Here is a 24,652-nt window from a genome sequence, read left to right on the forward strand (position 1 = left end):
CGCGCCGCGGGGGGCGCGGTCCGGGGGGGGGGCGGCGGGGGGGGGCCGCGCGGGCCGGCGGGGGGGGGGGGGGGGGCCCCCCGCGGCTGGGGGTCGAACTGGCTGGCTAGTCCGCGAAGTTGGAGCCCAGGTGCGGGGTGCCCGTGGCGGAGATGCCGACCGTGGACGTGTAGATGCCCGCGGAGGAGGTGAGGCTGCCGTCGGCGTTGGAGTTCAGGACGTAGAAGGCGCCGTTGGCGCCGTTCTCACCGAGCGCGCCGATGGCGACCTCGCCGCGGCCGTCCGCGTTCAGGTCGTCGATGTGGACGTCCGAGCCGAAGTGGTCGTTCGTCTCATTGGAGTTGGGGACGCCCGGGGTGTCCTGGCTGAGCAGGACCGCGCCCTGCGTGGAGAGGCCCGAGCCGTCCGCCGCGCCGTAGATGAGGGTCGCAGAGCCCGCGTCGGCGACGCCGTCCAGGTCCTCGCCGGGGGAGCTGACGACCAGGTCGAGGTGGCCGTCGCCGTTGATGTCGCCGAGGTCGAGTTCGGCGCCGAAGTTGTCGCCGTTCTCGCTGCCGCCGGGGACGCCGGTCGTGTCCTGGGTGATGGCCTGGCTGGGGCCGTACGGCCCGTTGGCGTTGCCCTCGATGACGTACACCGTGCCGCCCTTGTTGGCGCCCGCGATGCCCTCGTCCCAGGTCAGGCCGATGATGATGTCGCCGTAGCCGTCGCCGTTCGTGTCGCCGACATCCGTGATGTAGCCGGCGGGCAGCCGCTGGACGCCGGTCGTGGTGATGCCGTTCGCGCTGCCGGGGAGCCAGAGGTTGGCGTTGTAGTCGTCGGCGGTGGAGTAGCCGTCGACGATCAAGTCGTCGCGGCCGTCTCCGTTGACGTCGCCGGAGTGCAGGTTGAAGGGGCCCGCGCCTTCGCCGCTGTGGATGGGCGGCAGGACCGTGTAGTGGTTGCCGGGGGTGCCGGTGCGGGTGATGCCGCCGTCGAAGAGGTCGATGGTGGCGGCGCCCGAACTTGCCCCCACGGCCAGGTCGTCCGTGCCGTCGCCGTCGAAGTCGCCCGCCTGGAGGGGGCCGCCGAACCGATCGTGCTGGGTGGGGCGCGGGTCCGTGAGCGTGCTGCCGCCGGACAGGCCGGCCGCCGAGCCCCACAGGATCTGTACGGTGCCGCCGTCCACGTCCGTGCCGACGTCCTCGCCGATCGCCGCCACCGCGAGGTCGTCGTAGCCGTCGCGGTCGAAGTCGCCGTACGCGGTGTCCGCGCCGAAGGCGTCGCCGGCCTCCGCGGTGCCGGGGACGCCCGCGCTGTTCTGGCTGTAGGTGGTGTGCCGCTGCTCGGTACCACCGGCGCCGCCGCCGTACGTGACGACCACCTGGCCCGCCTTGTCCTTGCCGCCGATGTTCGCGTGCGGGGCGGAGGTGGCGATGTCGGCCGCGCCGTCGCCGTTGAAGTCGGCGTCGTCCGCCTTGCTTGCCGCGGGGGCCGCGGGGGCGGCGGTGGCGGTGGTTGCGGTGAGGGTGAGGAGGCCGCCTGTGAGTGCCGCGGCGGCAGCGGTGGCCGCGGCGAGGCGGCCGGGTCTGTGGGTGCGGGGCACTGAGCGCTTGTGCTTGGGCATGGGGTTCTGGGCTCCTGTTTTTCCGTGGGTGTTCGCCAAGGGGGGGTGGGGTTCAAGCGGCTTTCATTTCCCCAATCCCGCCCCTTCCCGGCTGTGACATTTGCGGCTCCGCCGCGTGGTCCGGCTTCGCTGGCCTTGGCGGGAAAGGGCGGCTACCGGGTCAGTACAGCTCCGTACCCGGTGGCGCCCGTCAGCCCCAGCTTGGTCGGCGTCACCGAGACCACCCCCGGGTTAGGCCCGTCCTTCGGGGTAGCCGCGTACCAGACGCCGCCCGAAGCCGCGTCCTCTCCCGGCGCGCCCACGGCGACATCCGGGTACGAGTCACCGTTGTAGTCGCCTGCGGCGACCCCGGCGCCGAGGCGGTCCCCCGCCTCGGCCGTGCCCGCGACGCCCGCCGAGTTCTGGCTGAAGGCGGGCCCCACGAGGGGCTTGCCCGTGCCGGCCGAGGCGAGGATCCAGTACGTGCCCGCGTTCGCCGCGGTGCCGACCGCCTCCGCGTCACCGCCGACGACCAACTCGTCGATCCCGTCCCGGTCGAGGTTGGCCACCGCCAGAGACGCGCCGAAGTTGTCGCCGGACTCCGGGCTGCCGCCGACCTCGGGCGAGGCCTGCGTGGTGCAGGCGTACCCGCCGCCGAGCGCGGTGCCCTGCTTGCCGTACACGGTGAGGACCGCGCCGCCGATCCGGTCCTCGCAGTTCGTGGTCTCCACCTCCGGGTTCGCCGTGACGCCGCCGAGCGCGAGGTCGGCCGTGCCGTCCCCGTCGAAGTCGCCGGCGGCGACCGATGTGCCGTAGTCGCCGGTGCTCCAGAGGCTCTTCCACTCGCCGGACGCCTTGGCGACGACGCGCGTGCCGGAGCTCTCCATGCCCTTGTACGTCACCGCGAGGTCGTCCCTGCCGTCCCCGTCGAAGTCGCCGGAGGCGTACGCGCGGGGACCGCCGAACTGGTGGTTCGCGACTATCGCGGGCCTGGTGTTCGTCGCCGACGTGATGGGCCCGGGGCGCATCATCGTCGCCGTGCCCTCCTCACCGGCGATGGGGAAGACGAGGTCCTGCGTGCCGTCGCCGTCGTAGTCGCCGGTGCTGAGCACGCCACCGATCCTGGAGTCCTCGGAACCGCCCTTGGCGGCCGTGATGCCACCCTTGGCGAAGCCGCCCGCGGAGCCCCACACCACGGAGATGGTGCCCACGTCCGGGGTGGTGTCGATGGCCTCGCCGGGCGCCGACGCGATCAGATCGCTGTAGCCGTCGCCGTTCAGATCGGCAGACTGGACCGCCGTGCCGAACCGGTCGTCGGCCTCCACTGTGCCGGGCACACCGGCCGTGGACTGGTTCACCGTGGTCGAGCCGTGCTTCCCGAGCCCGGACGCCCCGCCCCACACCACATTCACGTACCCGGCCTTGGTCTTGCCACCGACCGTCGCGCCCGGCACGCCGACCGCGAGGTCCACATAGCCGTCGCCGTTGTAGTCCGCCTTGAGCTTCGACGGCTCGGCGGCCGACGCGCCGCCCGCCGTCAGGCCCGCGACGCCGAGCACGGTGGCGGCGCAGAGCGCGCCCGCCGCCAGGATCTTGTTCCGCGCGGGTCGCCGCGCATGGTCAGCCGTAGAGGCCACTGGGATGTCTCCAACTCACGTATGAACAAAGGGTGTTGAGGGAAAAGGTGCGTGCTACCGGATCGTCCGGCCGAAGCCCGCGCCGGTCCCGCCGACCCCGAAGTCCGAGCCGTTGAAGGACGCCGCGTACGACGACGTCAGGCCCGTCGCCGTGCCGCGCAGCACCCACGCCGCGCCGACGTCCCGCGTCGTGCCGATGTCCTCGCCGGTCGCGCCGGTGGCCAGGTCCGCCTTGCCGTTCTTGTTGATGTCCTTGAGGCGTACGGAGGTGCCGAAGCCGTCACCCGGCTCGGCGACGCCGGGTACGCCGGCGGTCTCCTGGTGCCAGGCCCGGCCCGAAGTGAAGGCGCCTGCCGATGACTTGAGGAGGGTGACGCTGCCGGTACCGGCCACCGTGCCGACCGTCTCGCCGGGCGCGCCCACCGCGAGGTCCGGCAGTCCGTCGCCGGTGACGTCGCCCGCGGAGACGGCGGCGCCGAAGCCGTCGCCCGCCTCGTCGGCACCGGGAACGCCCGCGCTGTCCTGGTCGTACGTCACCGGGGCCCCGAACGCGCGGTCGCCACCGAACCGCACGGTGACCGAACCACCCTCCCCCGCACGGGAGTTGCCGGTGACGAGATCGTCGTAACCATCGCCGTTGACATCACCGGCGGTGGCCGCGTCGCGCGTCGCGGTCGGGTCGTCGCCCTGGCCGAGGACCTCGGCCTGGTAGCCGTAGTCGCCGAAGCCGCCGTTCATGTGCGCCGTGTAGGCGCCGCCGTCCGCGCGCTCGCCGTACAGGACGAGGCCGTTGCCGTCCTTCACCTTGAACTTGCCCGCGATCATGCCGTCGAGGCGGGCGCCCTCGGGGATGAAGTCGACCTCCAGGCCGTGTACGCGGCCGTCCTCGCCCGCGCCGGAGTAGTACCACCAGTTGTCGCCGCTGATCACGCTCAGCTGGGGCGAGCCGTCGCCGTCGAAGTCGGTCCAGACGGTGGCCTCGCCGTAGCGACCCGTGGTGTCGGCGGGGGAGTTCAGGACCCGGCCGCCGGAGGTGAAGCCGCCCTGGCCGCCCCACAGGATGGTGACGGATCCGGACGGCTTGCCTTCCACTTTCTCGCCGGGGGCGCCGACGATCAGGTCGGCGTAGCCGTCGCCGTTCACGTCACCGCTGGTGATGTTCTCGCCGAACTCGTCCTCGGCCTCGGTGACTCCGGGCACCTGGGTCGAGTTCTGGCTGAGGGTGACCGCACGGTTGGCCGCGACGCCGGATGCCGAACCGAACGTCACCGTCACGGAGTTGCTGCCCGGCGTGCCGATCGCGAGGTCGCGGTAGCCGTCGCCATTGTAGTCGTCCTTGAGGGTGGACGCGGCGCTCGCCGTCCCCGCGAACGGCAGGCTCAGGCCCGCGGCGGCGAGGGCCGCGACGCTCGCGGCGATGGCCAGGTTTCGTACGCGCACGTGGAACTCCCAGGAGTGGGGCGATACTTCCGGGGGTGTGACCTGTGAGACGTGCGAATGGTTGTGCGACGGGGGATAGAACGTGGCGGCAAGGTGAACGTGCCCCGTAGGGGCGCGGGGAACTGCGCGCCCAGCCCCATCGGACCCGCAGGTGGACTACGAACCATCCCCCATGCCAAGAAACTCCCGCGTAGAGAACGTGAGTCGAGGCTTACGCACCACAAGGTCCCCCTTCACCCCGGGATAGATCCCCACCGCGTCCGCCCCATCCCCCCGAGCCGTCCGCAGGACAAGATCACCGCGCCCGTCCCCGTCGAAGTCGGCGACACCAAGAACCTGCGTGGTCCCCTCCGCAGAGGGATCGACAATCGCCGACGCATTGGCGTCGAGCCCACCCGCACGGCCCCGGAAGACGCGAACATCCCCCACACCGCCGCCACTCCCGCTACTGCCCCCACTCATGACCAGCTCGCTCAGCCCGTCACCGTCGAGATCACCGGCGTCCACGGAGACCCGCCGCGCCTCCAGCGAGGCACGCCCAGCCCCCGGCACGTCATAGCGCAGAGCCACGCCCCCCGGCCCCGCGACGGCGGCGTCCATCCCCTTCCCCTTGCCGAACCGCCCGAACGCGACGTCCGTACCGGAGGGAAAGAGCACCCCGGTCTCGGCGGGACCCCGAACACCGCCGAGGACGAGCGCACTGCTCGCGGCGCCCGAGGCGTTCGCTGCCTTGCGGACGAGGAGGTCGTCGTAACCGTCGCGGTCCACATCGGTGGCCTCGCCGGTGACGAGGTCGTTGCCGGGCGCGGCCAGCGGCTTCCCGGCGGCGCGCGCGGCGCCGGTCCGCTTGAACGGGCCGCGCAGGAAGGTCAGCCGGGCGCCGCTCGCGTGCAGCACGAGGTCGCTCGCGCCGTCCCCGTCGAAGTCGCCGCAGACCGGCTGGTCGGACCAGTCGTTGCCGATCCGGGCCTGCGCGGGCACCCGCACCTTCACAGCCTTGCCGGTCAGGCCCTTGGGCGAGCCGAAGAGGATCTGCAGCGGCACGGGCGGCTGGCCGAGGCCGTCGTACGGCGGGTCGGTGGAGACCAGCAGATCGGTGAAGCCGTCCTTGTCGAGGTCGCAGGAGGCCTCCGACTCGAAGGCGGCGGGCAACTCGCCCTTGGTCCGCGCCCCGTTGGCCCGCGCGCTCAGCAACTGCCGCGCGCCGGGCCGCAGTCCGCTCCGCGAGCCGTAGACGACACCGATGCCCGCGTCGTCGCCGTGGCCGCGGTGCACGAGATCGTCGAGTACGAGATCGGGGGCGCCGTCACCGTTGAAGTCGTCGTCGGCCTTGCTGCCGTCGCCCCGGGGGACGGGCAGCGGCGCGGACGCCTTGCCCTGGTCGGCCATGCCGACGGGGCGGTGCTCGGCGGACGCGTCGTCGGCGTCACCGCCGCTGCCGCAGCCCGCGAGCAGCAGGGCGCAGCCGAGCGTGGCCGCGGTCAGCCGTATCCGGGCGCGGCGTCCACGGCGTACGCGGATGGCACCACGTACGCCGTCAGGTCTGTCGCTACGTCTGCCGCCGCGTCTGTCGCTCCGTATGCCCACCATCAACCCTGACCTCGACCGCCCCTTGAGACAACAACCCGCACAACAACCAGCACATGATGCTCCCGTTCCGCCACGACGCAACAGGCCGGTCCCGCCTGCAAGGGCGGAACCGGCCTGAAACGTTGGCAGCGGGACTTACTTCACCGGCTCGGGCTCCGGCTCGTCCGCCGTCTCCTGCGAACCCTCCGGGTCCACCGGCGTCTTCACGGACTCGAGGAGCAGCTGCGCGACGTCCACGACCGTGATCGACTCCTTGGCCTTGCCATCGTTCTTCTTGCCGTTGACCGAGTCGGTCAGCATGACGAGGCAGAACGGGCAGGCGGTGGAGACGATGTCCGGGTTGAGCGAGAGCGCCTCATCGACACGCTCATCGTTGATGCGCTTGCCGATCCGCTCCTCCATCCACATCCGGGCACCACCGGCGCCACAGCAGAAGCCGCGCTCCTTGTGGCGGTGCATCTCCTCGTTGCGGAGGCCGGGCACCTTGCCGATGATCTCGCGCGGAGGCGTGTAGATCTTGTTGTGGCGGCCCAGGTAGCAGGGGTCGTGGTACGTGATGATGCCCTCGACCGGGGTGACCGGGACCAGCTTGCCCTCGTCGACGAGGTGCTGGAGCAGCTGCGTGTGGTGGATGACTTCGTAGTCGCCGCCGAGCTGCGGGTACTCGTTGCCGATCGTGTTGAGGCAGTGCGGGCAGGTCGCGACGATCTTCTTCGCCGTCTTCGGCTTGGCCGACTCGGGCGTGACCTTGCCGTCGTCGTCGAGCTCCTCGCCGAACGCCATGTTCAGCGCCATCACGTTCTCCTGGCCGAGCTGCTGGAACAGCGGCTCGTTGCCCAGGCGGCGTGCGGAGTCACCGGTGCACTTCTCGTCGCCGCCCATGATCGCGAACTTGACGCCCGCGATGTTGAGGAGCTCCGCGAAGGCCTTCGTCGTTTTCTTCGCGCGGTCTTCCAACGCACCCGCGCAACCGACCCAGTAGAGGTACTCGACCTCGGTGAGGTCCTCGATGTCCTTGCCGACGACCGGCACCTCGAAGTCGAGCTCCTTGAGCCACTCCAGGCGCTGCTTCTTGGCGAGGCCCCAGGGGTTGCCCTTCTTCTCCAGGTTCTTGAGCATCGTGCCCGCCTCGGACGGGAACGCGGACTCGATCATCACCTGGTAGCGGCGCATGTCGACGATGTGGTCGATGTGCTCGATGTCCACCGGGCACTGCTCGACGCAGGCGCCGCAGGAGGTGCAGGACCACAGGACGTCGGGGTCGATGACGCCGTTCTCCTCGGCGGTGCCGATGAGGGGGCGCTCTGCCTCCGCGATGGCGGCCGCGGGCACGTCCTTGAGCTGCTCCTCGGTGGCCTTCTCATTGCCCTCCATGTCCTTGCCGCCGCCGGCGAGCAAGTAGGGGGCCTTGGCGTGCGCGTGGTCGCGCAGCGACATGATCAGGAGCTTCGGGGAGAGCGGCTTTCCGGTGTTCCAGGCGGGGCACTGCGACTGGCAGCGGCCGCACTCGGTGCACGTACTGAAGTCGAGCAGGCCCTTCCAGGAGAACTGCTCGACCTGGCTGACGCCGAACACGGCGTCCTCGGCCGGGTCCTCCCAGTCGATCGGCTTGCCGCCGGACGTCATGGGCTGCAGCTCACCGAGGGTGGTGGAGCCGTCGGCCTCGCGCTTGAACCAGATGTTCGGGAAGGCGAGGAAGCGGTGCCAGGCGACACCCATGTTGGTGTTGAGCGCGACGACGATCATCCAGATGAAGGACGTCGCGATCTTCAGGCCCGCGAAGAAGTACGTGAGGTTCTGCAGCGTCGAGACATCGAGGTTCTCGAACGCCGAGACCACCGGGTACGAGATGAAGAACGACGCCTCGTAGCTGTCCACGTGGTGCTGGGCGCCCTCAAGGGCGTGCAGCATGAAGATGCAGACGCCGACGATGAGGATGACGGCCTCGACGAAGTACGCCTGGCCCGTCTTGGAGCCCGCGAAGCGGGACTTGCGGCCCGGCTTGCCCGGCTTGCTCAGCTGCCGGATGACGATCAGCGTCAGGATGCCGACCACCGTCATCGTGCCGATGAACTCGACGAACATGTTGTACGGCGCCCACTCGCCGATGATCGGCAGCATCCAGTCGGCCTTGAAGAGCTGGCCGATGGCGTTGACGATCGTCAGGAGCAGCGAGAAGAAGCCCACCGCCACGAACCAGTGCGCGACACCGACGATGCCCCAGCGGTTCATTCGGGTGTGGCCGAGGAACTCCTTGGCCACCGTGATGGTGCGCTGCACGGGCTGGTCGGTGCGGGTGCCGGCGGGCACGTTCTGACCGAGCCGCATGAACTGGTAGATCTGCACGATGGCACGGCCGAACAGCGCGACGCCGACCGCGATTAGGACCAGCGACACGATGATCGCGGCGAGTTGCATTTGGGGGCTCCTCGGGCCTGCGAGGCGAACTATTACTAAGCGGTAACTTATGCAGTCCGTCTGAGACTACCCACTTACTCCGCCGCACTGTAGCCAGCCCGGCGGTGATCTGCGTCGCTCAGGCAACCCTGAGCGCGCCTCCTTGGGGCGACGCCGTCTGCGGGTCTGTTGTGGCTGGTCGCGCCCACGCGGCGGAGCCGCACATGTCACAGCCCCGCGCCCCTTACGGGGCCCAGTTGCGCGTAAGCCCTAGATAAGAGTTGAGTGGCCTCGACTCAGCTCTGTTGACTCCAGTGAAGCGCTCGTGCATCCTTGAGCCAGATCCACTCAAGTAGTACCTCTGGAGGAATCGAAATGGCACGTGCGGTCGGCATCGACCTGGGCACGACTAACTCTGTCGTCAGCGTTCTTGAAGGCGGCGAGCCCACCGTCATCACCAACGCCGAGGGCGCCAGGACCACGCCGTCCGTCGTCGCCTTCGCGAAGAACGGCGAGGTGCTGGTCGGCGAGGTCGCCAAGCGCCAGGCGGTCACCAACGTCGACAGGACCATCCGGTCGGTCAAGCGCCACATGGGCACCGACTGGAAGGTGGACATCGACGACAAGGGCTTCAACCCCCAGCAGATCTCGGCGTTCATCCTGCAGAAGCTGAAGCGCGACGCGGAGGCGTACCTGGGCGAGAAGGTGGCCGACGCGGTCATCACCGTCCCGGCGTACTTCAACGACTCGGAGCGCCAGGCCACGAAGGAGGCCGGCGAGATCGCGGGCCTGAACGTCCTGCGCATCGTCAACGAGCCGACGGCCGCCGCCCTGGCGTACGGCCTCGACAAGGACGACCAGACCATTCTGGTCTTCGACCTCGGTGGCGGCACCTTCGACGTCTCCCTCCTGGAGATCGGCGACGGCGTCGTCGAGGTGAAGGCCACGAACGGCGACAACCACCTCGGTGGTGACGACTGGGACCAGCGCGTCGTCGACTACCTGGTCAAGCAGTTCAACAACGGCCACGGCGTGGACCTCTCCAAGGACAAGATGGCGCTCCAGCGCCTGCGCGAGGCGGCCGAGAAGGCCAAGATCGAGCTGTCCTCCTCCACGGAGACCACGATCAACCTGCCCTACATCACGGCGTCCGCCGAGGGCCCGCTGCACCTGGACGAGAAGCTCACGCGCGCCCAGTTCCAGCAGCTCACGTCCGACCTTCTGGAGCGCTGCAAGACGCCGTTCCACAACGTCATCAAGGACGCGGGCATCCAGCTCTCCGAGATCGACCACGTCGTTCTCGTCGGTGGCTCGACCCGTATGCCCGCCGTCGCGGAGCTCGTCAAGGAGCTGACCGGCGGCCAGGACGCCAACAAGGGCGTGAACCCGGACGAGGTCGTCGCCATCGGCGCCGCCCTGCAGGCCGGTGTCCTCAAGGGCGAGGTCAAGGACGTACTGCTCCTCGACGTGACCCCGCTGTCCCTCGGCATCGAGACCAAGGGAGGGATCATGACCAAGCTCATCGAGCGCAACACCACGATCCCGACCAAGCGGTCCGAGATCTTCACGACGGCCGAGGACAACCAGCCGTCCGTCCAGATCCAGGTGTACCAGGGCGAGCGCGAGATCGCCGCGTACAACAAGAAGCTCGGAATGTTCGAGCTCACGGGCCTTCCGCCGGCCCCGCGCGGTGTCCCGCAGATCGAGGTCGCCTTCGACATCGACGCCAACGGCATCATGCACGTGACCGCGAAGGACCTCGGCACGGGCAAGGAGCAGAAGATGACCGTCACCGGCGGCTCCTCGCTGCCGAAGGACGAGGTCGACCGCATGCGCCAGGAGGCCGAGCAGTACGCGGACGAGGACCACAAGCGCCGCGAGGCCGCCGAGTCCCGCAACCAGGGCGAGCAGCTCGTCTACCAGACGGAGAAGTTCCTCGCGGACAACGCGGACAAGGTCCCCGGTGACGTGAAGACCGAGGTCGAGTCCGCCGTCGAAGAGCTGAAGGAAAAGCTCAAGGGCGAGGACACGGCGGAGATCCGCACGGCGACCGAGAAGGTCGCGGCGGTCTCGCAGAAGCTCGGCCAGGCCATGTACGCGGATGCCCAGGCGGCCCAGGGTGCCGAGGGCGCTGCCCCCGGTGCCGAGGGCGGCGAGGCCCCGAACATGTCCAAGGAGGACGACGTGGTCGACGCCGAGATCGTCGACGACGAGAAGCCCGGTGACGCGAAGGGTGGCGCTGCCTGATGACCGAGGAGACCCCGGGCTTCGGCGAGAACGCCGAGACGTCCGACGTCCCCTCTGGCGCCACCCCTGATGACGCGGCGCCGCAGGCCGCCGAGCCCTCCATCGCGGAGGGCCCGGCGGCCCCGGCCGGGGACGCAGCAAGCAAGACGTCCGTACAGGACTCGGGCCTGACTGGCCTGACCGCCCAGCTGGACCAGGTGCGCACCGCGCTCAACGAGCGCACGGCGGACCTCCAGCGGCTGCAGGCCGAGTATCAGAACTACCGCCGTCGGGTGGAGCGGGACAAGATCACCGTCAAGGAGATCGCCGCGGCGAACCTCCTGGGTGAGCTGCTCCCGACCCTCGACGACGTCGGCCGCGCCCGTGAGCACGGCGAGCTGGTGGGCGGGTTCAAGTCGGTGGCGGAGTCTCTCGAGACGGTCGTCGCCAAGCTGGGCCTGCAGCAGTTCGGCAAGGAGGGCGAGCCCTTCGACCCGACGATCCACGAGGCCCTGATGCACTCGTACGCGCCGGACGTCACCGAGACGACCTGCGTAGCGATCCTGCAGCCGGGCTACCGCATCGGCGAGCGCACCATCCGCCCCGCGCGGGTGGCCGTCGCCGAGCCGCAGCCGGGCGCACAGCCGGCCAAGGGGGCCGCAGAGGACGCTGCGGCAGCAGCATCCGCGGACTCCGCCGACACGGCGGAGGACAAGGAGACCGGTGGCCCGGACGAGGGCTGACCTGACCGTGTTGGTGAAGCGAGAGGAGGGACGTCGGGGATGAGCACGAAGGACTTCATCGAGAAGGACTACTACAAGGTCCTCGGCGTCCCCAAGGACGCCACCGAGGCCGAGATCAAGAAGGCGTACCGGAAACTCGCCCGCGAGAACCACCCGGACGCCAACACCGGCAACGTCAAGGCGGAGGAGCGCTTCAAGGAGATCTCCGAGGCGAACGACATCCTCGGGGACCCCAAGAAGCGCAAGGAGTACGACGAAGCGCGTGCTCTCTTCGGCAACGGCGGCTTCAGGGCCGGTCCCGGAGCGGGCGGCGGCGGCTCGTTCAACTTCGACCTGGGCGACCTCTTCGGAGGCGGCGCCCCGGGCGGCGGTGGAGCGGGCGGTGCCGGCGGCGGCTTCGGCGGCGGTCTCGGTGACGTCTTCGGGGGCCTGTTCAACCGGGGCGGTGCGGGTGCCGGGACCGGCACGCGTACGCAGCCCAGGCGCGGCCAGGACATCGAGTCCGAGGTCACGCTGAGCTTCACGGAGGCGGTGGACGGGGCCACGGTCCCGCTCCGGATGTCCTCCCAGGCGCCCTGCAAGGCCTGTTCCGGCACGGGCGACAAGAACGGCACACCGCGCGTGTGCCCGACCTGTGTCGGCACGGGCCAGGTCTCGCGAGGCGGCGGCGGAGGCTTCTCGCTGACCGACCCCTGCGTGGACTGCAAGGGCCGCGGCCTGATCGCGGAGACCCCCTGTGAGGTCTGCAAGGGCTCGGGCAGGGCGAAGTCATCGCGCACGATGCAGGTGCGTATCCCGGCCGGCGTCAGCGACGGCCAGCGCATCCGCCTGCGCGGCAAGGGCGGACCCGGTGAACGGGGCGGTCCAGGGGGCGACTTGTACGTCGTCGTCCATGTCGACGCCCACCCGGTCTTCGGCCGCAAGGGCGACAACCTGACGGTGACGGTTCCGGTGACGTATCCGGAGGCGGCACTGGGCGGCGAGGTCAAGGTACCGACGCTGGGCGGGCCTCCGGTGACTTTGAAGTTGCCGCCGGGGACCCCCAACGGCCGTACGATGCGGGCGCGCGGAAAGGGCGCGGTCCGCAAGGACGGCTCGCGTGGCGACTTGCTCGTGACGGTGGAGGTCTCCGTACCGACATCATTGAGCGAGTCGGCGAAGGAAGCCCTGGAGTCCTACCGCAAGGCGACTGCGGGCGACGATCCGCGGGCAGAACTGTTCCAGGCCGCGAAGGGAGCATGAGATGGACGGCCGCCGTCGAAATCCCTACCAGTTGACCGATGAGACGCCGGTATACGTCATCTCGGTCGCGGCACAGCTGAGCGGTCTTCACCCGCAGACGCTGCGCCAGTACGACCGCCTCGGCCTGGTCTCGCCCGACCGCACGGCGGGCCGGGGCCGGCGCTACTCCGCCCGCGACATCGAACTGCTGCGTACCGTCCAGCAGTTGTCGCAGGAGGAGGGCATCAACCTCGCCGGCATCAAGCGCATCATCGAGCTGGAGAACCAGGTGGCGGCCCTTCAGTCCCGCGTCGCGGAGCTCTCCGCGGCCGTGGAGGGAGCCGCCGTCGCCATGCAGCAACGTGAAGCGGCGGTGCACGCCTCGTACCGTCGCGATCTCGTCCCCTACCAGGATGTGCAGCAGGCGAGCGCGTTGGTGGTGTGGCGGCCCAAGCGGTCGCCGGAGCAGTAGCCTTTTGGGCAGTAGCCTTTTGAGCAGTGACCGTTGGGGCCGGGAGGTGGGAACCTCCCGGCCCCTTCGTGCGTTGCGCTGGTCGACCTGAAGTGTGCTGGTAGCGGGGGAAGTGGGGTTCGCCATGTCCATGGTGGGACTGTTCTGGATCGCCGAGGGCGATGTGTACGTGGGCGCGAAGCCGTCGGGCCTTGCGCCCGGGGTGCGCCTGACGCCGGAGGGCGTGCTGGCCCTCGGCGACAAACAATCAGGCCTCTGGCCCTGGGAGGACGTCGCGGCCCTGACGGCGGCGGACGTCCCGGTGAAGTCGCTGAAACGGAACGTGGGCGTGCTGGTGGACATGGCGCTGACGGTGGGCCTGGGCGGCGCGGACGAGGCCGCGACGATGACGCTGCGTGTCACGGACGCCGAGGGCGAGACGACGGACCTGACGGTGTACACGGCAGCGGCGACGGGCTACTCCCAGACGGAGTACGACCTCTCCCGCGAGCTGCTGTCCCGCCTGAGCGAGGGTGCGGGGACCCTGCTGACGACGCTGGCGGCGATGGCGGAGTGGGGGCGGTCGCGGGAGGGCGGGTCGCCTCGGGCGGCGGAGCGGGAAGGGTTGTTGCGGGAGTGGGCCGAGGGGTGAGCCCATCAGGCCGCGTTTCACGACGCGTCCGGATGATCGACCTCAAGCGGTAGCTGCTCCCGCTCGACGCGACCGACGCCGCTTGATGTGGTCCAGCAGGGCGGTCAGTTGGGCGGGGGCGGTGGTCAGGATCTCGTCCGGGGCGTCGCTCTCGCGGAGGTGGATCGTTCCGTCCGACTCGGCGGCGACGTAGAGGCAGTTACTCTCCGGGCCGCCGCTGAATGAGGACTTCTGCCAGTTCAGGCGGGGCATTTCTGGGCTCCTAGAGTGCGTAGAGCAGATGCTGGATCAGGGCCAGCGAGTCCTTGGCCGCGAGTGTGGCGTGTGTACGCACGCCGATCGGCGCGAGGGCACACCCGGTTAGACGATCGAACACGCTGGCGTACAGCGCAAGGTGCTCGTCGTCACTCAGATACAGCGGGCCCGAGGGGTGGTCGAGTACGACCGTGCTCAGCTCGCGAACCGGTGTGACGCTGTGGAGGAAGGCTCCGCTGAGCGCCGCATCGACATCCGCCTCGAACGGGACAACCTGAACGGTCACGTTGGGGAGCTGGGCCACCTCGACGAGGTGCAGAAGCTGGCCGCGCAGGACGGCAGCACCGCCGAACCGCATGTGCAGCGCCGCTTCGTGAATCACGGCATGGAACTCCGGGGGGTTCTCGGAGGTGAGCACTGTCTGCCGCTCCATGCGGAAAGCCGTGGCTTCGTCGATGTCGCGCACGTCCAACTTGGGGTTGGCGAAGATGGCGCGCATGTACTCCTCGGTCTGCAACAGGCCGGGGACGAACAGAGACTCGTGACTCCGCAGCGCGGTCGCGCCGGCCTCAAGCTCAGCCAGATTCATGGCCGCGGAGCCGACGTTGCCCTTGTAGGCGCTCCACCACCCTTTGCCCGTTGCCTCGGACATGGCGACGAGGCCCTCGATATAGGGCACGCTTTCGCATCCAAGCGCTCCGCAGAGATCCCGGAGGCGGTCCGACAGGATCGAGGTGCGCCCCGCTTCGATATGACTCAGCTGTCCGCGGCCCATGTCGATGCGCTCGGCAGCCTCTCCGGCGGACAACCCAGCTTGTTCGCGCAGCTTCTTGAGCTCCTGGCCGAGTCGGCGCTGGCGTTCGGTGATGGCGGTACGCATTCCCAAGGGGGTATCTCCTCAATGCTCTCGGCGAAGTCTCCCCTCGTTAGAGGGAGTTGGTCCACAAGTTCCACGATTCAGGTTGCGAATGCGTGCCCTGCATCTCTACCTTAAGTGTGGCACCGGTAACGCACCGGAGTTTCTCAACTCCCCCTGCCCACAAGCCGATCAAGCCGAAAGGCACCCGAGGTTCCCACCAGGACCCACGGGCAACGCCATCGCCCGGCAAGGGCCCCTCACCCTCCCGACGGGAGAATCCGCCATGCCCCCTGCCCCGACCCGCGCAGCTCAACTGACTCACAACTACAGCCTCTTCAGCCCAGCAGATGCGACATCCCCCAAGATCTGCCGGGACTTCGTAAGCACAGTGCTCCGCACCCTGGACCGCGAGCCCCTGGTGATGCCGGCAACCATCTGCACCTCGGAACTCATCACGAACGTGCACCTGCACACCAAGGGCTCGGCGATGCTCCGCATCCTGCTGACCCTGACCCGCCTACGGGTAACGGTCTTCGACGAGAGCCCGGACCCACCGGTGGTGACCCACCCGGCAGCGGGCGCGGCCGCCTGCTGGGGCCGGGGCATGGCCCTGGTCGTGGAACTCGCCGATGCGTGGGGCGTGGCGGACGACAGGGCGGGGCGGTTTGCGAAGGGGGTGTGGTTCGAGCTGGGGGGGGAGCGGGGCGGGGAACCGTTCCGCCCTCACCACATCGGGTGACCAGGGGTCGTTTCCCCCGTCCGGCCCGTGAACGTTCCTACCGTGATCGCGTTGCTTGTGCCGCGAGGACGCCAAGCCCACACTGGAAAGGAGGTGCGCCACCATGACCGCTCTTGCAGCTGAGAGGCCCAAGACCATGTCTGACACAGGGACCGAGTCCGCCCCGTCCGCCGCCGAGCTGGACGAGGTGCTGTGGCAGGCATGGAAGGCCATGGAACTCCCCGAGGGCTACCGCGCTGAAATCATCGAGGGAGTCATCGAGGTGTCGCCCACCGGTCGCCTTACCCACGCCCAGGTCGCCAATCGTGTGCGACGGGCGTTGGACAAGTTCCTGGATGGCGGCGAATACGCGTGCCACCAGGACGCAAACCTGATCCACAAGCGCAGGACATGGATCCCGGATGCTTTCGTAGGGCCGGAAGACCTGGGCCCGTACGCCGATGAGGACGGCCTCGGCGTCAAGGCGAAGGCAGTGGACCTCGTCATCGAGGTCGTCTCCCCCGGAAAGCGGAACCAGGACCGCGACCGCGTGAAGAAGCGCCGCGAGTACGCCCGCGCCGGGATCCCCGTCTACGTGATCATCGATGACTACGACGCCGAGGGAACCGTCACCGTCCTGACCGAGCCGCAGCCGGAGAAGGCGGACTGGGTCGGCGTCCACCGTGTCCCGTACGGGACGGAGGTCGTGATCCCCGAGGGGCCCGCCAAGGGGTTTGCCATCACCGAGGCGATCACCGGGGCGCGGCGAGGGTGAGGGGGCGCGTCCCCGGTATGTCAGTCACCGCGCGGGCGCCACTGCCTGGCCTGGGTTCCGGCGACCGAGGACGACCACAGCCACATGACGAGGCTGACGGCCACCACCACGGCCGCGCTCGCGATCAGCAGGCCGCCAGAAATGTAGGACTCCCCGTCACTTGAGACGGGCGCCGCCAGCATGGCAGCCACGACGGTTCCGGCGAGTCCGGCAAGGGCCAGCGGCGCAAGTACCGACCAGGCCGCGCTGGTACGGAAGACCCGGTAGCCACCGGTCAGGACCGAGAGCGGGGCGAGTGCTCGGCCGTGCCGGAGGAATTCCGCCATACCGCTCAGTCCGGCCGTCAGGGTGAGTACACCGATGCCCGTCACGCCGAAGAGGGCACTCCACCGGCCTTGGTCGCGGTTGGGGATACCGGCCGTCAGTTCCCCCTCTCCGGGGGCTCGGACCGCAGCTCCCCGGGGGAAGATCTCGTAGGAGAGCTGCTTCAGGGCAGGTACGGAGAGGCTGTCCCCATCAGGGCGCACCACCGCAAGGGAGGAGCCGTTCTCGCCGCCTGCCGCTGCCCGTGCGGCGAACCTCGTACGTGAGTCGATGCGAGCGACCTTCAGCCGCGTCGCGCCGACGCCGTGCGGCGTCCACTTGATCAGCTCTTGGAGTCGAGGGTCCTCGACCAACCGATCGAGGCGGGTGTGTCCGGCGGCGGGGCAGGCCACGTGCAGGCTAATCAGCGCGGGGCAGTCGCCGTGCAGCGTCACCGGGCCGTTGACACTGTCGCGGGAGGAGGCGAGGAGTACGGCCCTGGTGCCCTCCGGAAGCCGTTGGACGAAGGAGTCCATCGCGGTGGCGCTCACCTCGCCGTGCGTACCGACGGTGAGAGCGCTGCGGCCGATCCGGTCCAACGTGGCCTGGGCCTGATCGCTCTGCGCCCCGAAAAGACCCTGCCAGGCGACGGCCTGCATCAGCACGATGAGCGCCACGGTCACGCCCGTGACCAGGCGGGCGGTGGCACCCGGATGCACGCTGGTCCGGCGCCCTGCGACCAACGTACCCGCACGGCCCCGTGCCCGCGCCCAGCGCGTGAGCAGGCGCCCGAGCGCGGCGGTGCCGGTGGCCACTGCGGCGGGGAGCGTGAGCACCGTGCCCGCGATGCCGATCCAACTCAGCAGTACGCGCAGTGCGGAATCGGGGCTCGCGAGATCGGGTCCGCGAACGGCCAGCAGGATCATCAGTGGGCAGAGGGGAGCGAGGCGGGGAAGCCAGCGGCTTCGGCGGTCGCCGAGCGGCCTCGTCCCCTTGTCGCTCTTGCCCGGAAGCTGGCCCGCGAGGATCACCACGGCGAGAACCACGGCGGCCGCGGCCACCGGTGCGACAGCTGTCACCGGGCCGTACTGCCGCAGGTAGGCCGACGAGAGCTGAAAGCCGGTGTGCGGGACGCGCCAGTCGTGCAGCATGGCGGCTGCGATGAGGCCGCCGGAGGCGATGGCCCCGAGGAGAACCGGCCGGTACGCCTCCCCGACGGCGATCAACGCACGATCTGTACGTCGTCCGCCGAGCGCGGCGACCAGCGCGGTTCTGCGGTCGCGGGCCTGCGCTCCCGCGCGGGCGGCGACGAGGAGGAGCGCGATGCCGGGGATGAGGAGCATCCCGATGACCAGGGCCTGGAACATCCACTCCGACTTGTCGTCGTCGCGGCTCGATCCGGGTTCGAGCCCTGGAGCGGGTCTGCCGCTCGCGTCCGGGCCGAACCCGACGACCGTCTCGACGGGAACCTTGGGCGCGAGGTCCTTGGGCGGCCGCACATACGCGAGCCACTCGGAGGGTTCCTCCAGGCCTTCCTGCCCGATGGTGCCGGCCAGGCGTCCGTAGCGCCGGTCGATGCCCTCGGCGGCACCGGCCTTGCGGAGTCCGGGCGAGAGAACGGCTTCGCCCGGACCCGGCCAACGAACGACGCCTGGCGGCAGCGGGGCATCCTTGGTGCGGGGCGAGAGGTACACGACGCTGAAGCGCCGCTCGCCTTGCAGGGAATCGGACCCCCAGAGCCACAGGGTGGACTTCTCGGCAGGGGTACCAACCGCCGGGCGGCCGGGCGTGACAGGCGTTCGGGCCTCCCGCTTCACCTGCTTCCCCTCGTACGCCGCGTGCACTGCCGCGAGGCTGCCGAGGCCGATCGCCACGACGAGAGTGGCGACGAGCAGTGCGGTGAACCGGATGCCCCCGGCTTCCGCACGGCGTCCGGCAGCACTGCCGATGCCGAGCAGCCGCCTCGGGAGCCCGGCGCGGTCCTGGCCCTTGACCTCACTCATCAGACACCCGTCCCGTCCACCGACGCGGGGACGAGCGCGCCGTCCTTGAGCCGCAGGACACGGCCCGCGCGGGCAGCCACCGTCAGATCATGGGTCACCACGAGGAGCCCACAGGAGTGCCGCTGGGGCAGAGAGAAGAGCAGCTCGGCGGTCAGGTCCCGGGTCTCGGCGTCGAGTGCCCCAGTGGGCTCGTCGGCAAGGAGTAACCGCGGCTCGTTGATCAATGCCCGTGCCACGGCAGTGCGTTGCCGCTCTCCACCGGAAAGCTCATCGCTGGTCGCAGCTTGCGGAACGCCGAGCTCGTCGAGCAGTTCCTGGGCCCGCTGACGCGCATCACGGTGGCTGCGGCCGCGGCGGTGGCCGCGGGCGAGCAGGGCGGCCAAGGCCACGTTGTCCACCGGGCTAAGTTCGGGCAGCAACTCTCCGAACTGGAAGACCATGCCGATGGATTGGCTGCGCAGGGAGGCGAGTTGGGCATGGCGGAGCGTGGTGATCTCCGTACCGTCGACGCTGACAGACCCGGCGGTGGGCTTCAGCAGGCCGAGTACGCAGGAGAGAAGGGTGCTCTTGCCGGAACCGCTGGGCCCGATCACCGCGACCGATTCACCGGCGTCAAGGGTGAGGCGCAACTCCGAGAACAGCTTGCGTCGGCGGACAGTGAACTCCAACCCGGTTACGTCCAGGACGGGTTCACGCGAACTGCCCGCACTTTTGGTGCCGGGCTCGACGCCACGGGTGGTCACAGATGCTGCCCTCGCTGTCCTGAGCTGCGCGGTTCGGCCATCAGGTGCACAATGTGTGCCGCGGGGGCGGGCGAGGTCGATTCGTCCGCCCCCGCGTTCGAAATCAGCGTCCGTCGCCCGGACGGTCGTCGGAGCCGCACCGGTCAGGGCTCAACTGAACGTTGACACAGGCTGTCACCTTGGTCACGTAGTTGCGGGAGTCATCGCCGCTCTTCGCGGTCTCACCGTTGCCCTTGTGGTTGTCCAGGCGCTTTCCGGTGCTGGTGCGCCGGTCGTACAGCGAGTAGACAGGGTGGCTGTCGGGCTCGGTGTCCATGACTTTCACGTTCTTGTTGCCGATGTTCTCGTGGCTCCACGTCTTGGAGCCGACGGTCGAGGAATCGAGATTCTCGCCCGCGTCGCCGAATGCCTGGCCTGCGCCCATTAAGGCCATCACGGCAGCGGCGGTGGCGATGACATTCGCGGCCGCTCTTCGTCTGGACATGGTGTCTCCTCGCGATGTGTGAGTGCACTGAGAGAGCGCCTCGGCCGGCCACGGGGGCGGCCGGCCGAGGCTGCTCGGGGGAAATCGGCCCTGCGGCTGGAGTACTCGCAGAGCCTTGCATCAGCGGAATCTGCCCCGGCAGAGGCGCGGTGTTTCCTTCCACTGGGATCCACCATGCGGGGTGCGAGCGGGGCGCCGCCAGCCTCATCTTGCTGCTGTGCAGGAGGCGGAGGAAGGGGCAAAAGCCGTCAAAGCTGCGGGGTTTGCTGGTCGAGGATTCCTGACTGTCCGATGAGATAGCCGAGTTGGGCGCGGCTGTGACTGCCGAGGGTGGCGGCGAGTTTGGCGATGTGGACTCGGGCGGTGCGGACGTTCATGCCGAGTCGGGCGGCGATTTCGGCGTCGGTTAGGCCCTCGACGAGGAGGGTGGCTATGGCGCGCTGGCGAGGCGTGATGCCGTTCTCGGAGGGCTGAGGGGCGGCCTGGGGCCACATGGGTGTGGCCAGGCGCCACAGCCGCCAGAAAATGGTGGCGAAGTAATCGACGAGCGCCGGGTGGCGGAGTTCGAGGGCAAGGCTGCGGTCCTTGCTTGCAGGGATGAACGCCACGGTGCGGTCGAAGATGAAGAGCCGGTCGGTGACCTCGTCCAGGGTGCGGGCCTTGGCGTCGCCGTCGAGCTGCTCGAAGTAGGCGAGCACGGGCAGGGAATGGCGTGTCGTGTGCTGGTAGAGGGTCCGCATTCGGCATCCCCGGCTCAGGATCGCCTGGTCCCGGGGAAAGGCTTCGGCCAGCGTCTCGGGCGGCCGGGTACCGCCGGGCTGGACGGCGAGGAACTGCTCCGAGACGTCCTTCATGGCGCGATCTATGGCCGAGTTGATGCGTTCGAGGCCGTCGAGGACGGTGATGGCGGGGACTACGGCGCCGGAGCTGAGCTGCGTGTGGCGGGCTATGAGTGGCTCGAACGCCGCGGTGAGCTGGGCCTCTTGGCGGCGTTGCTCCTCGACCTGGTCCTCCATGCCTCGTATGAGGCGGGGTAGGGCGACGGCGGGGGCGGTGGGGAGCAGCCACCGCAGGTCGCCGAGGTCGGGGTGGAGAAGGCCGAAGTCGACGAGGCAGGGCGTCTGCGCGGCGTCCTCATCGCGGACCCGGCCGTCGCGCAGGGCACGGGCGTAGACGGACAGCCCCGCTTCGCAGAGCTCTTCAACCGTGTGTGGCACGTGCTTCGTGTCCATGGGAGCTCCCTCCTGCCTGGTTGAATCGACGCAACTCTATGCAAGGGGGCACGGGAAGCATCAGCTCCAACCGCCTCAGCCAAGAATTCCCGACTGGCCGATGAGGTAGCCGAGTTGGGCTCGGCTGTTGCTGCCGAGGGTGGCGGCGAGTTTGGAGATGTGGACGCGGGCGGTGCGGATGTTCATACCGAGACGTTCGGCGATCTCCGCGTCGGTGAGGCCTTCGGTCAGGAGCGTGGCGATGGCTCGTTGGCGAGTTGTGATGCCGTTGTTCGTGGGCTGCGGGGCGGTGTGCGGGAACATGGGGGTCGCCAAGCGCCACATGCGGTAAAAGGCCGTGACGAGGAAATCGATGAGAGCGGGGTTACGCAACTCCAGGGCAACGGCAACGGAGCGGTTGCTGCTGGCGGGGATGAACGCAACGGTGCGGTCAAATATCAGCAGCCTCTCTGTTACCTCGTCGAGGGTGCGGACTTCGACATCGCCGTCGAGTCGTTCGTAGTGGGCGAGAGTCGGCAGGGAGTGGCGCGTTGTGTGCTGGTAGAGGGTCCGCATCTGGGTACCACGGGACAGCATCGATTGCTCTTGTGGGATGGCTTCCATCAGCTTTGCGGCGGGTCGGGCACCGCCTGGCTGGATGGTGAGCAGTTCTTCAGAGGTAAGGTCCACGGCCTTGTCGATGGCTTCGTTGATATGAGGAAGCCCTGTCAGGACAGTGACGGCAGGGGTGCTCGCGGCTGGGGTCTCGCCGGTAGTGAGAGTCATGAGCGGCTCGAATACTGAGGCCAGTCGAGCCTCGCGCCGACGTTGATCCGCGATTCGCTGCGCGACCGAATCGAGGAGTTGAGGCAGAGCGACGGAAGGGGCTACCGGCCATAGCCACTGTGGCTCCTCCGCAGAGGGGCGGAGGAGTCCGAAGTCGACCAAACACGGGGCTTGTCTGGCCTCCTGGCGCGGCACCCGGCCCTCGCCCAGTGCGCGGGCGTACAGCTCCGTTCCTACCTCGCACAACTCAGCAGGGCCGTGGGAGTGCTGCTCGACGGTCATCTCACCCGATCCTGATCCAGGATTCCGGACTGGGCGATCAGGAAACCGAGTTGAGCGCGGCTCCCGCTGCCCAGGGCGGCGGCGATCTTGGCGATGTGGGCGCGGCAGGTGCGGACGTTCATGCCCAGACGGCGGGCGATTGCCTCGTCGACGTAACCGTCCACCAGCAGTTTGGCGATGGTGCGTTGGACTCCGGTGATGCCGTCGGTGGAGGGAGGGTACGGGACCTCGTCGATCAGTGGGGTCGCACGGCTCCATTGCTGTTCGAAGACCTTGGCGAGGTACTCGACCAGGCCGGGGTGACGCAGCTCCAGGGCGACTTGCTGGTCGGCGCGCGCGGGGATGAGTGCGACGGTGCGATCAAAGATCATCAGCCGATCGATCACCTCCTCCAAGGTCCGTATTTCTACGTTGCCTTGAGCCATGTGTGCCGCGTAGGCGAGGGTCCCCTGGCTGTGCCTGACGGTGTGTTGGTAGAGCGTGCGCATCTTGATGCCGCGGTCCAGGACGGTCTGCCCGCGTTGCAACGCCACTGTCAGCGTGTTCTCGCTGCGGCCGCCTCCCGGCTGGACGGTGAGCACTTCGGAACGGCACTCCGCCGTGGCCCGCTCGATGGCCGCGTGGATACGGGCGTCCCCCTCCAGCACGGTGACCGCGTGAGTCGCCGGTTCAGCCCGTGCGGTGATCGCCATGAATGGCTCAAAGGCATCGGCGAGCTGTACGGCAAGTCTCCGCCGATCCTGGATTTCCCGTTCGATGGGGTGGAGACGCTGGGCCAGTGCCGTGGACGGGGAAACCGGTCGTAGCCAGTCGGCGTCATCCGGGTCCGGGTGCAGCAGAGCGGATTCCAGTAGGCAGGGTGCGTTCTCAGCCTCCGCGCGTGCCAGGCGACCGTTGCCCAGAGCTGTCGCGTAGAGGCGCGAACCCTCGTCGCAAAGTGGGGTCGAGGGGTGAGGATGTGTCGGTTTTATGTGGCTTGTAAGCAAATCTCCACCCCCCAGGGTCCTGAACGTGCAGGAACATGATGCATCGACCCTGTGGCTTTGACGTGCTCGATTGAGACATCGTCTTGTTGAGCCGGGGGAGAGGAACCTACCAAGTGAGGACGAAGCCGACCATGTTTAAGCGCATGCTTCGCTCGGTGCTTGTCACCACCTTCTCCGCAGGGCTGGTCTTGGGCACGGTGAGCACTCTCGATCTCGGCTGGCAGAGCGAGCCAGCGCGTGCGAGTGCGGATTCCGCAGCCCCGCTGGATCTTGGCTGGACCTTGGGCCCGAAGGGTGTAGAGGCATGAGCACACCCCCCGACGACCGCACCTTCCGCCGAGAAATGGCCACCGCCTACCGCTCCGGCTGGCACTTCATCGATCTCGCCACCGCGATACCCCACGCAGGCGACTCGTTGATGGTCACTCTTCTCGGCGAGCCCATCGTCGTCACCCGGGACGAGGAAGAGGAGATCCGGGCCTACCGGTGTCTCCGGAGGCCGCGTGGTGCGCCGCAGCCCGTGCGGTGTGCCATTCGGTACGGGATGGTCTTCGTCAATCTCGATCGGCGTGACCATCAGCTGGTCGGCGAGCCGGAACAGCCGGGTCAGCGGAAGCAGCAGCAACAGCAGCAGAGTTCCACCACTCGTTCCACCAGCTCAACCAGTTCCACCACTACAAGAGCCATCACAGCCACCCCCCGCAGCGCCTGACGCGATTCCCCCGTCGTTGTAAATCGCGTAGGTGCTTCCCCCAGCAGCGGCGCCACCGTGGACCTGAACACGGTGGCGCCGCTGTGGTGTGTGCGGACCCGCGAGGCCGCTACGCCTTGCCCATCGCCCGCGTCAGCGCTATCTCGATCAGTACGCGGTCCGGGTTCGGCCGGGGCACCCTGCCGTACCGCTCCTCGTAGCGCGCCATCGCCACGCCGATCGCCGAGGCCTCCGTACGCACCGTCGCCACCCCCTCGAGCGTCGCCCAGCGCCGCCCCTCCACCTGGCAGACCGCCACCCGCGCCCCTGGCCCGTCCACGCCCGTCGCCGCGAGGATGTGGCCTACCTTCGCGCTCGACTTGTTGGCCAGGACGCGGGCCACCCCTGCCTCCGGGTCGTACGTCACGCCCACCGGGACGACGTGCGGGGTGCCGTCCGGGCGGGGAGTCGTCAGGGTGCAGAGATGCCGTTCGCGCCAGAAGCTGAGGTACGGGGCGGTCGGGTTCCGGGGGTCCATGGCCATGGAGTGGAACCTACCCGGCAGCATTCCCTTGAGTGGGATCGACTCAACTTTATGTACACTTACGAAGTCA

At 68.9% G+C, this 24,652-nt stretch carries 22 protein-coding genes; 8 read left to right on the forward strand and 14 right to left on the reverse strand.

The window, feature by feature from the left end:
• Window positions 1-106: 106 nt before the first annotated feature.
• The 5 genes from AB0O76_RS20820 to AB0O76_RS20840 all read right to left on the reverse strand — a co-directional run bounded on the left by AB0O76_RS20820 (window position 107) and on the right by AB0O76_RS20840 (window position 8,670).
• The gene (locus AB0O76_RS20820) at window positions 107-1,606 is read right to left on the reverse strand and encodes an FG-GAP and VCBS repeat-containing protein (RefSeq protein WP_365493131.1); all 1,500 of its coding nucleotides are present in this window, start codon (window positions 1,604-1,606) and stop codon (window positions 107-109) included.
• 152 nt (window positions 1,607-1,758) lie between these two features.
• The gene (locus AB0O76_RS20825) at window positions 1,759-3,222 is read right to left on the reverse strand and encodes an FG-GAP repeat protein (RefSeq protein ID WP_365493134.1); all 1,464 of its coding nucleotides are present in this window, start codon (window positions 3,220-3,222) and stop codon (window positions 1,759-1,761) included.
• A 54-nt stretch (window positions 3,223-3,276) separates the two neighbouring features.
• Window positions 3,277-4,662: an FG-GAP repeat protein gene (locus tag AB0O76_RS20830; RefSeq protein ID WP_365493137.1), complete on the reverse strand. Its 1,386-nt coding sequence runs from the start codon at window positions 4,660-4,662 to the stop codon at window positions 3,277-3,279.
• Window positions 4,663-4,818: 156 nt separating this feature from the next.
• The gene (locus tag AB0O76_RS20835; RefSeq protein WP_365493140.1) at window positions 4,819-6,252 is read right to left on the reverse strand and encodes a VCBS repeat-containing protein; all 1,434 of its coding nucleotides are present in this window, start codon (window positions 6,250-6,252) and stop codon (window positions 4,819-4,821) included.
• A 135-nt stretch (window positions 6,253-6,387) separates the two neighbouring features.
• A complete protein-coding gene (locus AB0O76_RS20840) occupies window positions 6,388-8,670 on the reverse strand; it encodes a (Fe-S)-binding protein (protein ID WP_365493143.1) in 2,283 nt (760 codons plus the stop codon).
• Window positions 8,671-9,024: 354 nt separating this feature from the next.
• Here AB0O76_RS20840 and dnaK point away from each other — a divergent pair, with 354 nt between their 5' ends.
• From dnaK to AB0O76_RS20865, 5 genes are all read left to right on the forward strand, one after another.
• Window positions 9,025-10,896, forward strand: a complete 1,872-nt coding sequence (dnaK, locus tag AB0O76_RS20845; protein WP_365493146.1) for a molecular chaperone DnaK — start codon at window positions 9,025-9,027, stop codon at window positions 10,894-10,896.
• Window positions 10,896-11,618: a nucleotide exchange factor GrpE gene (gene grpE, locus AB0O76_RS20850; RefSeq protein ID WP_365493149.1), complete on the forward strand. Its 723-nt coding sequence runs from the start codon at window positions 10,896-10,898 to the stop codon at window positions 11,616-11,618. Before dnaK ends, grpE begins: the two co-directional genes overlap by 1 nt.
• A gap of 39 nt (window positions 11,619-11,657) precedes the next feature.
• Entirely contained in the window at window positions 11,658-12,860 is a 1,203-nt protein-coding gene (gene dnaJ / locus AB0O76_RS20855) for a molecular chaperone DnaJ (protein ID WP_365493152.1), read from the forward strand.
• A gap of 1 nt (window position 12,861) precedes the next feature.
• Window positions 12,862-13,311, forward strand: a complete 450-nt coding sequence (locus AB0O76_RS20860; RefSeq protein WP_135334684.1) for a helix-turn-helix domain-containing protein — start codon at window positions 12,862-12,864, stop codon at window positions 13,309-13,311.
• Window positions 13,312-13,435: 124 nt separating this feature from the next.
• Window positions 13,436-13,942, forward strand: a complete 507-nt coding sequence (locus AB0O76_RS20865) for a hypothetical protein (protein WP_365493155.1) — start codon at window positions 13,436-13,438, stop codon at window positions 13,940-13,942.
• A 42-nt stretch (window positions 13,943-13,984) separates the two neighbouring features.
• Here AB0O76_RS20865 and AB0O76_RS20870 read toward each other — a convergent pair whose 3' ends face one another.
• Window positions 13,985-14,194: a DUF397 domain-containing protein gene (locus AB0O76_RS20870; protein ID WP_365493158.1), complete on the reverse strand. Its 210-nt coding sequence runs from the start codon at window positions 14,192-14,194 to the stop codon at window positions 13,985-13,987.
• A 10-nt stretch (window positions 14,195-14,204) separates the two neighbouring features.
• Window positions 14,205-15,077 (reverse strand): helix-turn-helix transcriptional regulator, encoded by an 873-nt coding sequence (locus AB0O76_RS20875; protein ID WP_365493161.1) that lies wholly within the window; start codon window positions 15,075-15,077, stop codon window positions 14,205-14,207.
• Window positions 15,078-15,444: 367 nt separating this feature from the next.
• On the opposite strand from AB0O76_RS20875, the gene AB0O76_RS20880 reads away from it, so the two are divergent.
• Complete coding sequence (locus AB0O76_RS20880; protein WP_365493164.1) at window positions 15,445-15,795, forward strand: ATP-binding protein; 351 nt, start codon at window positions 15,445-15,447, stop codon at window positions 15,793-15,795.
• A gap of 136 nt (window positions 15,796-15,931) precedes the next feature.
• Window positions 15,932-16,549, forward strand: a complete 618-nt coding sequence (locus tag AB0O76_RS20885) for a Uma2 family endonuclease (protein WP_365493167.1) — start codon at window positions 15,932-15,934, stop codon at window positions 16,547-16,549.
• 20 nt (window positions 16,550-16,569) lie between these two features.
• Here the strand turns inward: AB0O76_RS20885 and AB0O76_RS20890 are convergent, their stop codons facing one another.
• The 6 genes from AB0O76_RS20890 to AB0O76_RS20915 all read right to left on the reverse strand — a co-directional run bounded on the left by AB0O76_RS20890 (window position 16,570) and on the right by AB0O76_RS20915 (window position 23,347).
• The gene (locus tag AB0O76_RS20890) at window positions 16,570-18,855 is read right to left on the reverse strand and encodes an ABC transporter permease (protein ID WP_365493170.1); all 2,286 of its coding nucleotides are present in this window, start codon (window positions 18,853-18,855) and stop codon (window positions 16,570-16,572) included.
• Window positions 18,855-19,598: an ABC transporter ATP-binding protein gene (locus AB0O76_RS20895; RefSeq protein WP_365493172.1), complete on the reverse strand. Its 744-nt coding sequence runs from the start codon at window positions 19,596-19,598 to the stop codon at window positions 18,855-18,857. The genes AB0O76_RS20890 and AB0O76_RS20895 overlap by 1 nt, the downstream gene beginning before the upstream one ends.
• Before the next feature lie 103 nt (window positions 19,599-19,701).
• Window positions 19,702-20,082, reverse strand: coding sequence for a hypothetical protein (locus AB0O76_RS20900; RefSeq protein WP_365493175.1), 381 nt, complete (start codon window positions 20,080-20,082; stop codon window positions 19,702-19,704).
• 248 nt (window positions 20,083-20,330) lie between these two features.
• Window positions 20,331-21,314 carry a helix-turn-helix transcriptional regulator gene (locus AB0O76_RS20905; RefSeq protein ID WP_365493178.1) on the reverse strand — a complete coding sequence of 328 codons (984 nt, stop codon included), beginning with the start codon at window positions 21,312-21,314 and terminating at the stop codon, window positions 20,331-20,333.
• A gap of 75 nt (window positions 21,315-21,389) precedes the next feature.
• Entirely contained in the window at window positions 21,390-22,361 is a 972-nt protein-coding gene (locus AB0O76_RS20910) for a LuxR C-terminal-related transcriptional regulator (RefSeq protein WP_365493180.1), read from the reverse strand.
• Window positions 22,358-23,347, reverse strand: a complete 990-nt coding sequence (locus AB0O76_RS20915; RefSeq protein WP_365493183.1) for a helix-turn-helix transcriptional regulator — start codon at window positions 23,345-23,347, stop codon at window positions 22,358-22,360. The genes AB0O76_RS20910 and AB0O76_RS20915 overlap by 4 nt, the downstream gene beginning before the upstream one ends.
• A 304-nt stretch (window positions 23,348-23,651) precedes the next feature.
• Between AB0O76_RS20915 and AB0O76_RS20920 the strand changes: the two genes are divergently transcribed.
• Complete coding sequence (locus tag AB0O76_RS20920) at window positions 23,652-24,059, forward strand: hypothetical protein (protein ID WP_365493186.1); 408 nt, start codon at window positions 23,652-23,654, stop codon at window positions 24,057-24,059.
• 109 nt (window positions 24,060-24,168) lie between these two features.
• Here the strand turns inward: AB0O76_RS20920 and AB0O76_RS20925 are convergent, their stop codons facing one another.
• Window positions 24,169-24,582 (reverse strand): pyridoxamine 5'-phosphate oxidase family protein, encoded by a 414-nt coding sequence (locus AB0O76_RS20925; RefSeq protein ID WP_365493188.1) that lies wholly within the window; start codon window positions 24,580-24,582, stop codon window positions 24,169-24,171.
• Between the last annotated feature and the right edge of the window lie 70 nt (window positions 24,583-24,652).

The sequence above is a fragment of the Streptomyces sp. NPDC086554 genome (assembly GCF_040686095.1).
Taxonomy (GTDB): Bacteria; Actinomycetota; Actinomycetes; order Streptomycetales; family Streptomycetaceae; genus Streptomyces.

Bases quoted from the DNA above. Each gene is read 5' to 3' on its own strand.
- AB0O76_RS20820 (WP_365493131.1), bottom strand. From the start codon at position 1,606: ATGCCCAAGCACAAGCGCTCAGTGCCCCGCACCCACAGACCCGGCCGC.
- AB0O76_RS20835 (WP_365493140.1), bottom strand. From the start codon at position 6,252: ATGGTGGGCATACGGAGCGACAGACGCGGCGGCAGACGTAGCGACAGA.
- AB0O76_RS20840 (WP_365493143.1), bottom strand. From the start codon at position 8,670: ATGCAACTCGCCGCGATCATCGTGTCGCTGGTCCTAATCGCGGTCGGC.
- dnaK (WP_365493146.1), top strand. From the start codon at position 9,025: ATGGCACGTGCGGTCGGCATCGACCTGGGCACGACTAACTCTGTCGTC.
- grpE (WP_365493149.1), top strand. From the start codon at position 10,896: ATGACCGAGGAGACCCCGGGCTTCGGCGAGAACGCCGAGACGTCCGAC.
- dnaJ (WP_365493152.1), top strand. From the start codon at position 11,658: ATGAGCACGAAGGACTTCATCGAGAAGGACTACTACAAGGTCCTCGGC.
- AB0O76_RS20860 (WP_135334684.1), top strand. From the start codon at position 12,862: ATGGACGGCCGCCGTCGAAATCCCTACCAGTTGACCGATGAGACGCCG.
- AB0O76_RS20865 (WP_365493155.1), top strand. From the start codon at position 13,436: ATGTCCATGGTGGGACTGTTCTGGATCGCCGAGGGCGATGTGTACGTG.
- AB0O76_RS20870 (WP_365493158.1), bottom strand. From the start codon at position 14,194: ATGCCCCGCCTGAACTGGCAGAAGTCCTCATTCAGCGGCGGCCCGGAG.
- AB0O76_RS20875 (WP_365493161.1), bottom strand. From the start codon at position 15,077: ATGCGTACCGCCATCACCGAACGCCAGCGCCGACTCGGCCAGGAGCTC.
- AB0O76_RS20885 (WP_365493167.1), top strand. From the start codon at position 15,932: ATGTCTGACACAGGGACCGAGTCCGCCCCGTCCGCCGCCGAGCTGGAC.
- AB0O76_RS20890 (WP_365493170.1), bottom strand. From the start codon at position 18,855: ATGAGTGAGGTCAAGGGCCAGGACCGCGCCGGGCTCCCGAGGCGGCTG.
- AB0O76_RS20900 (WP_365493175.1), bottom strand. From the start codon at position 20,082: ATGTCCAGACGAAGAGCGGCCGCGAATGTCATCGCCACCGCCGCTGCC.
- AB0O76_RS20905 (WP_365493178.1), bottom strand. From the start codon at position 21,314: ATGGACACGAAGCACGTGCCACACACGGTTGAAGAGCTCTGCGAAGCG.
- AB0O76_RS20910 (WP_365493180.1), bottom strand. From the start codon at position 22,361: ATGACCGTCGAGCAGCACTCCCACGGCCCTGCTGAGTTGTGCGAGGTA.
- AB0O76_RS20920 (WP_365493186.1), top strand. From the start codon at position 23,652: ATGAGCACACCCCCCGACGACCGCACCTTCCGCCGAGAAATGGCCACC.
- AB0O76_RS20925 (WP_365493188.1), bottom strand. From the start codon at position 24,582: ATGGCCATGGACCCCCGGAACCCGACCGCCCCGTACCTCAGCTTCTGG.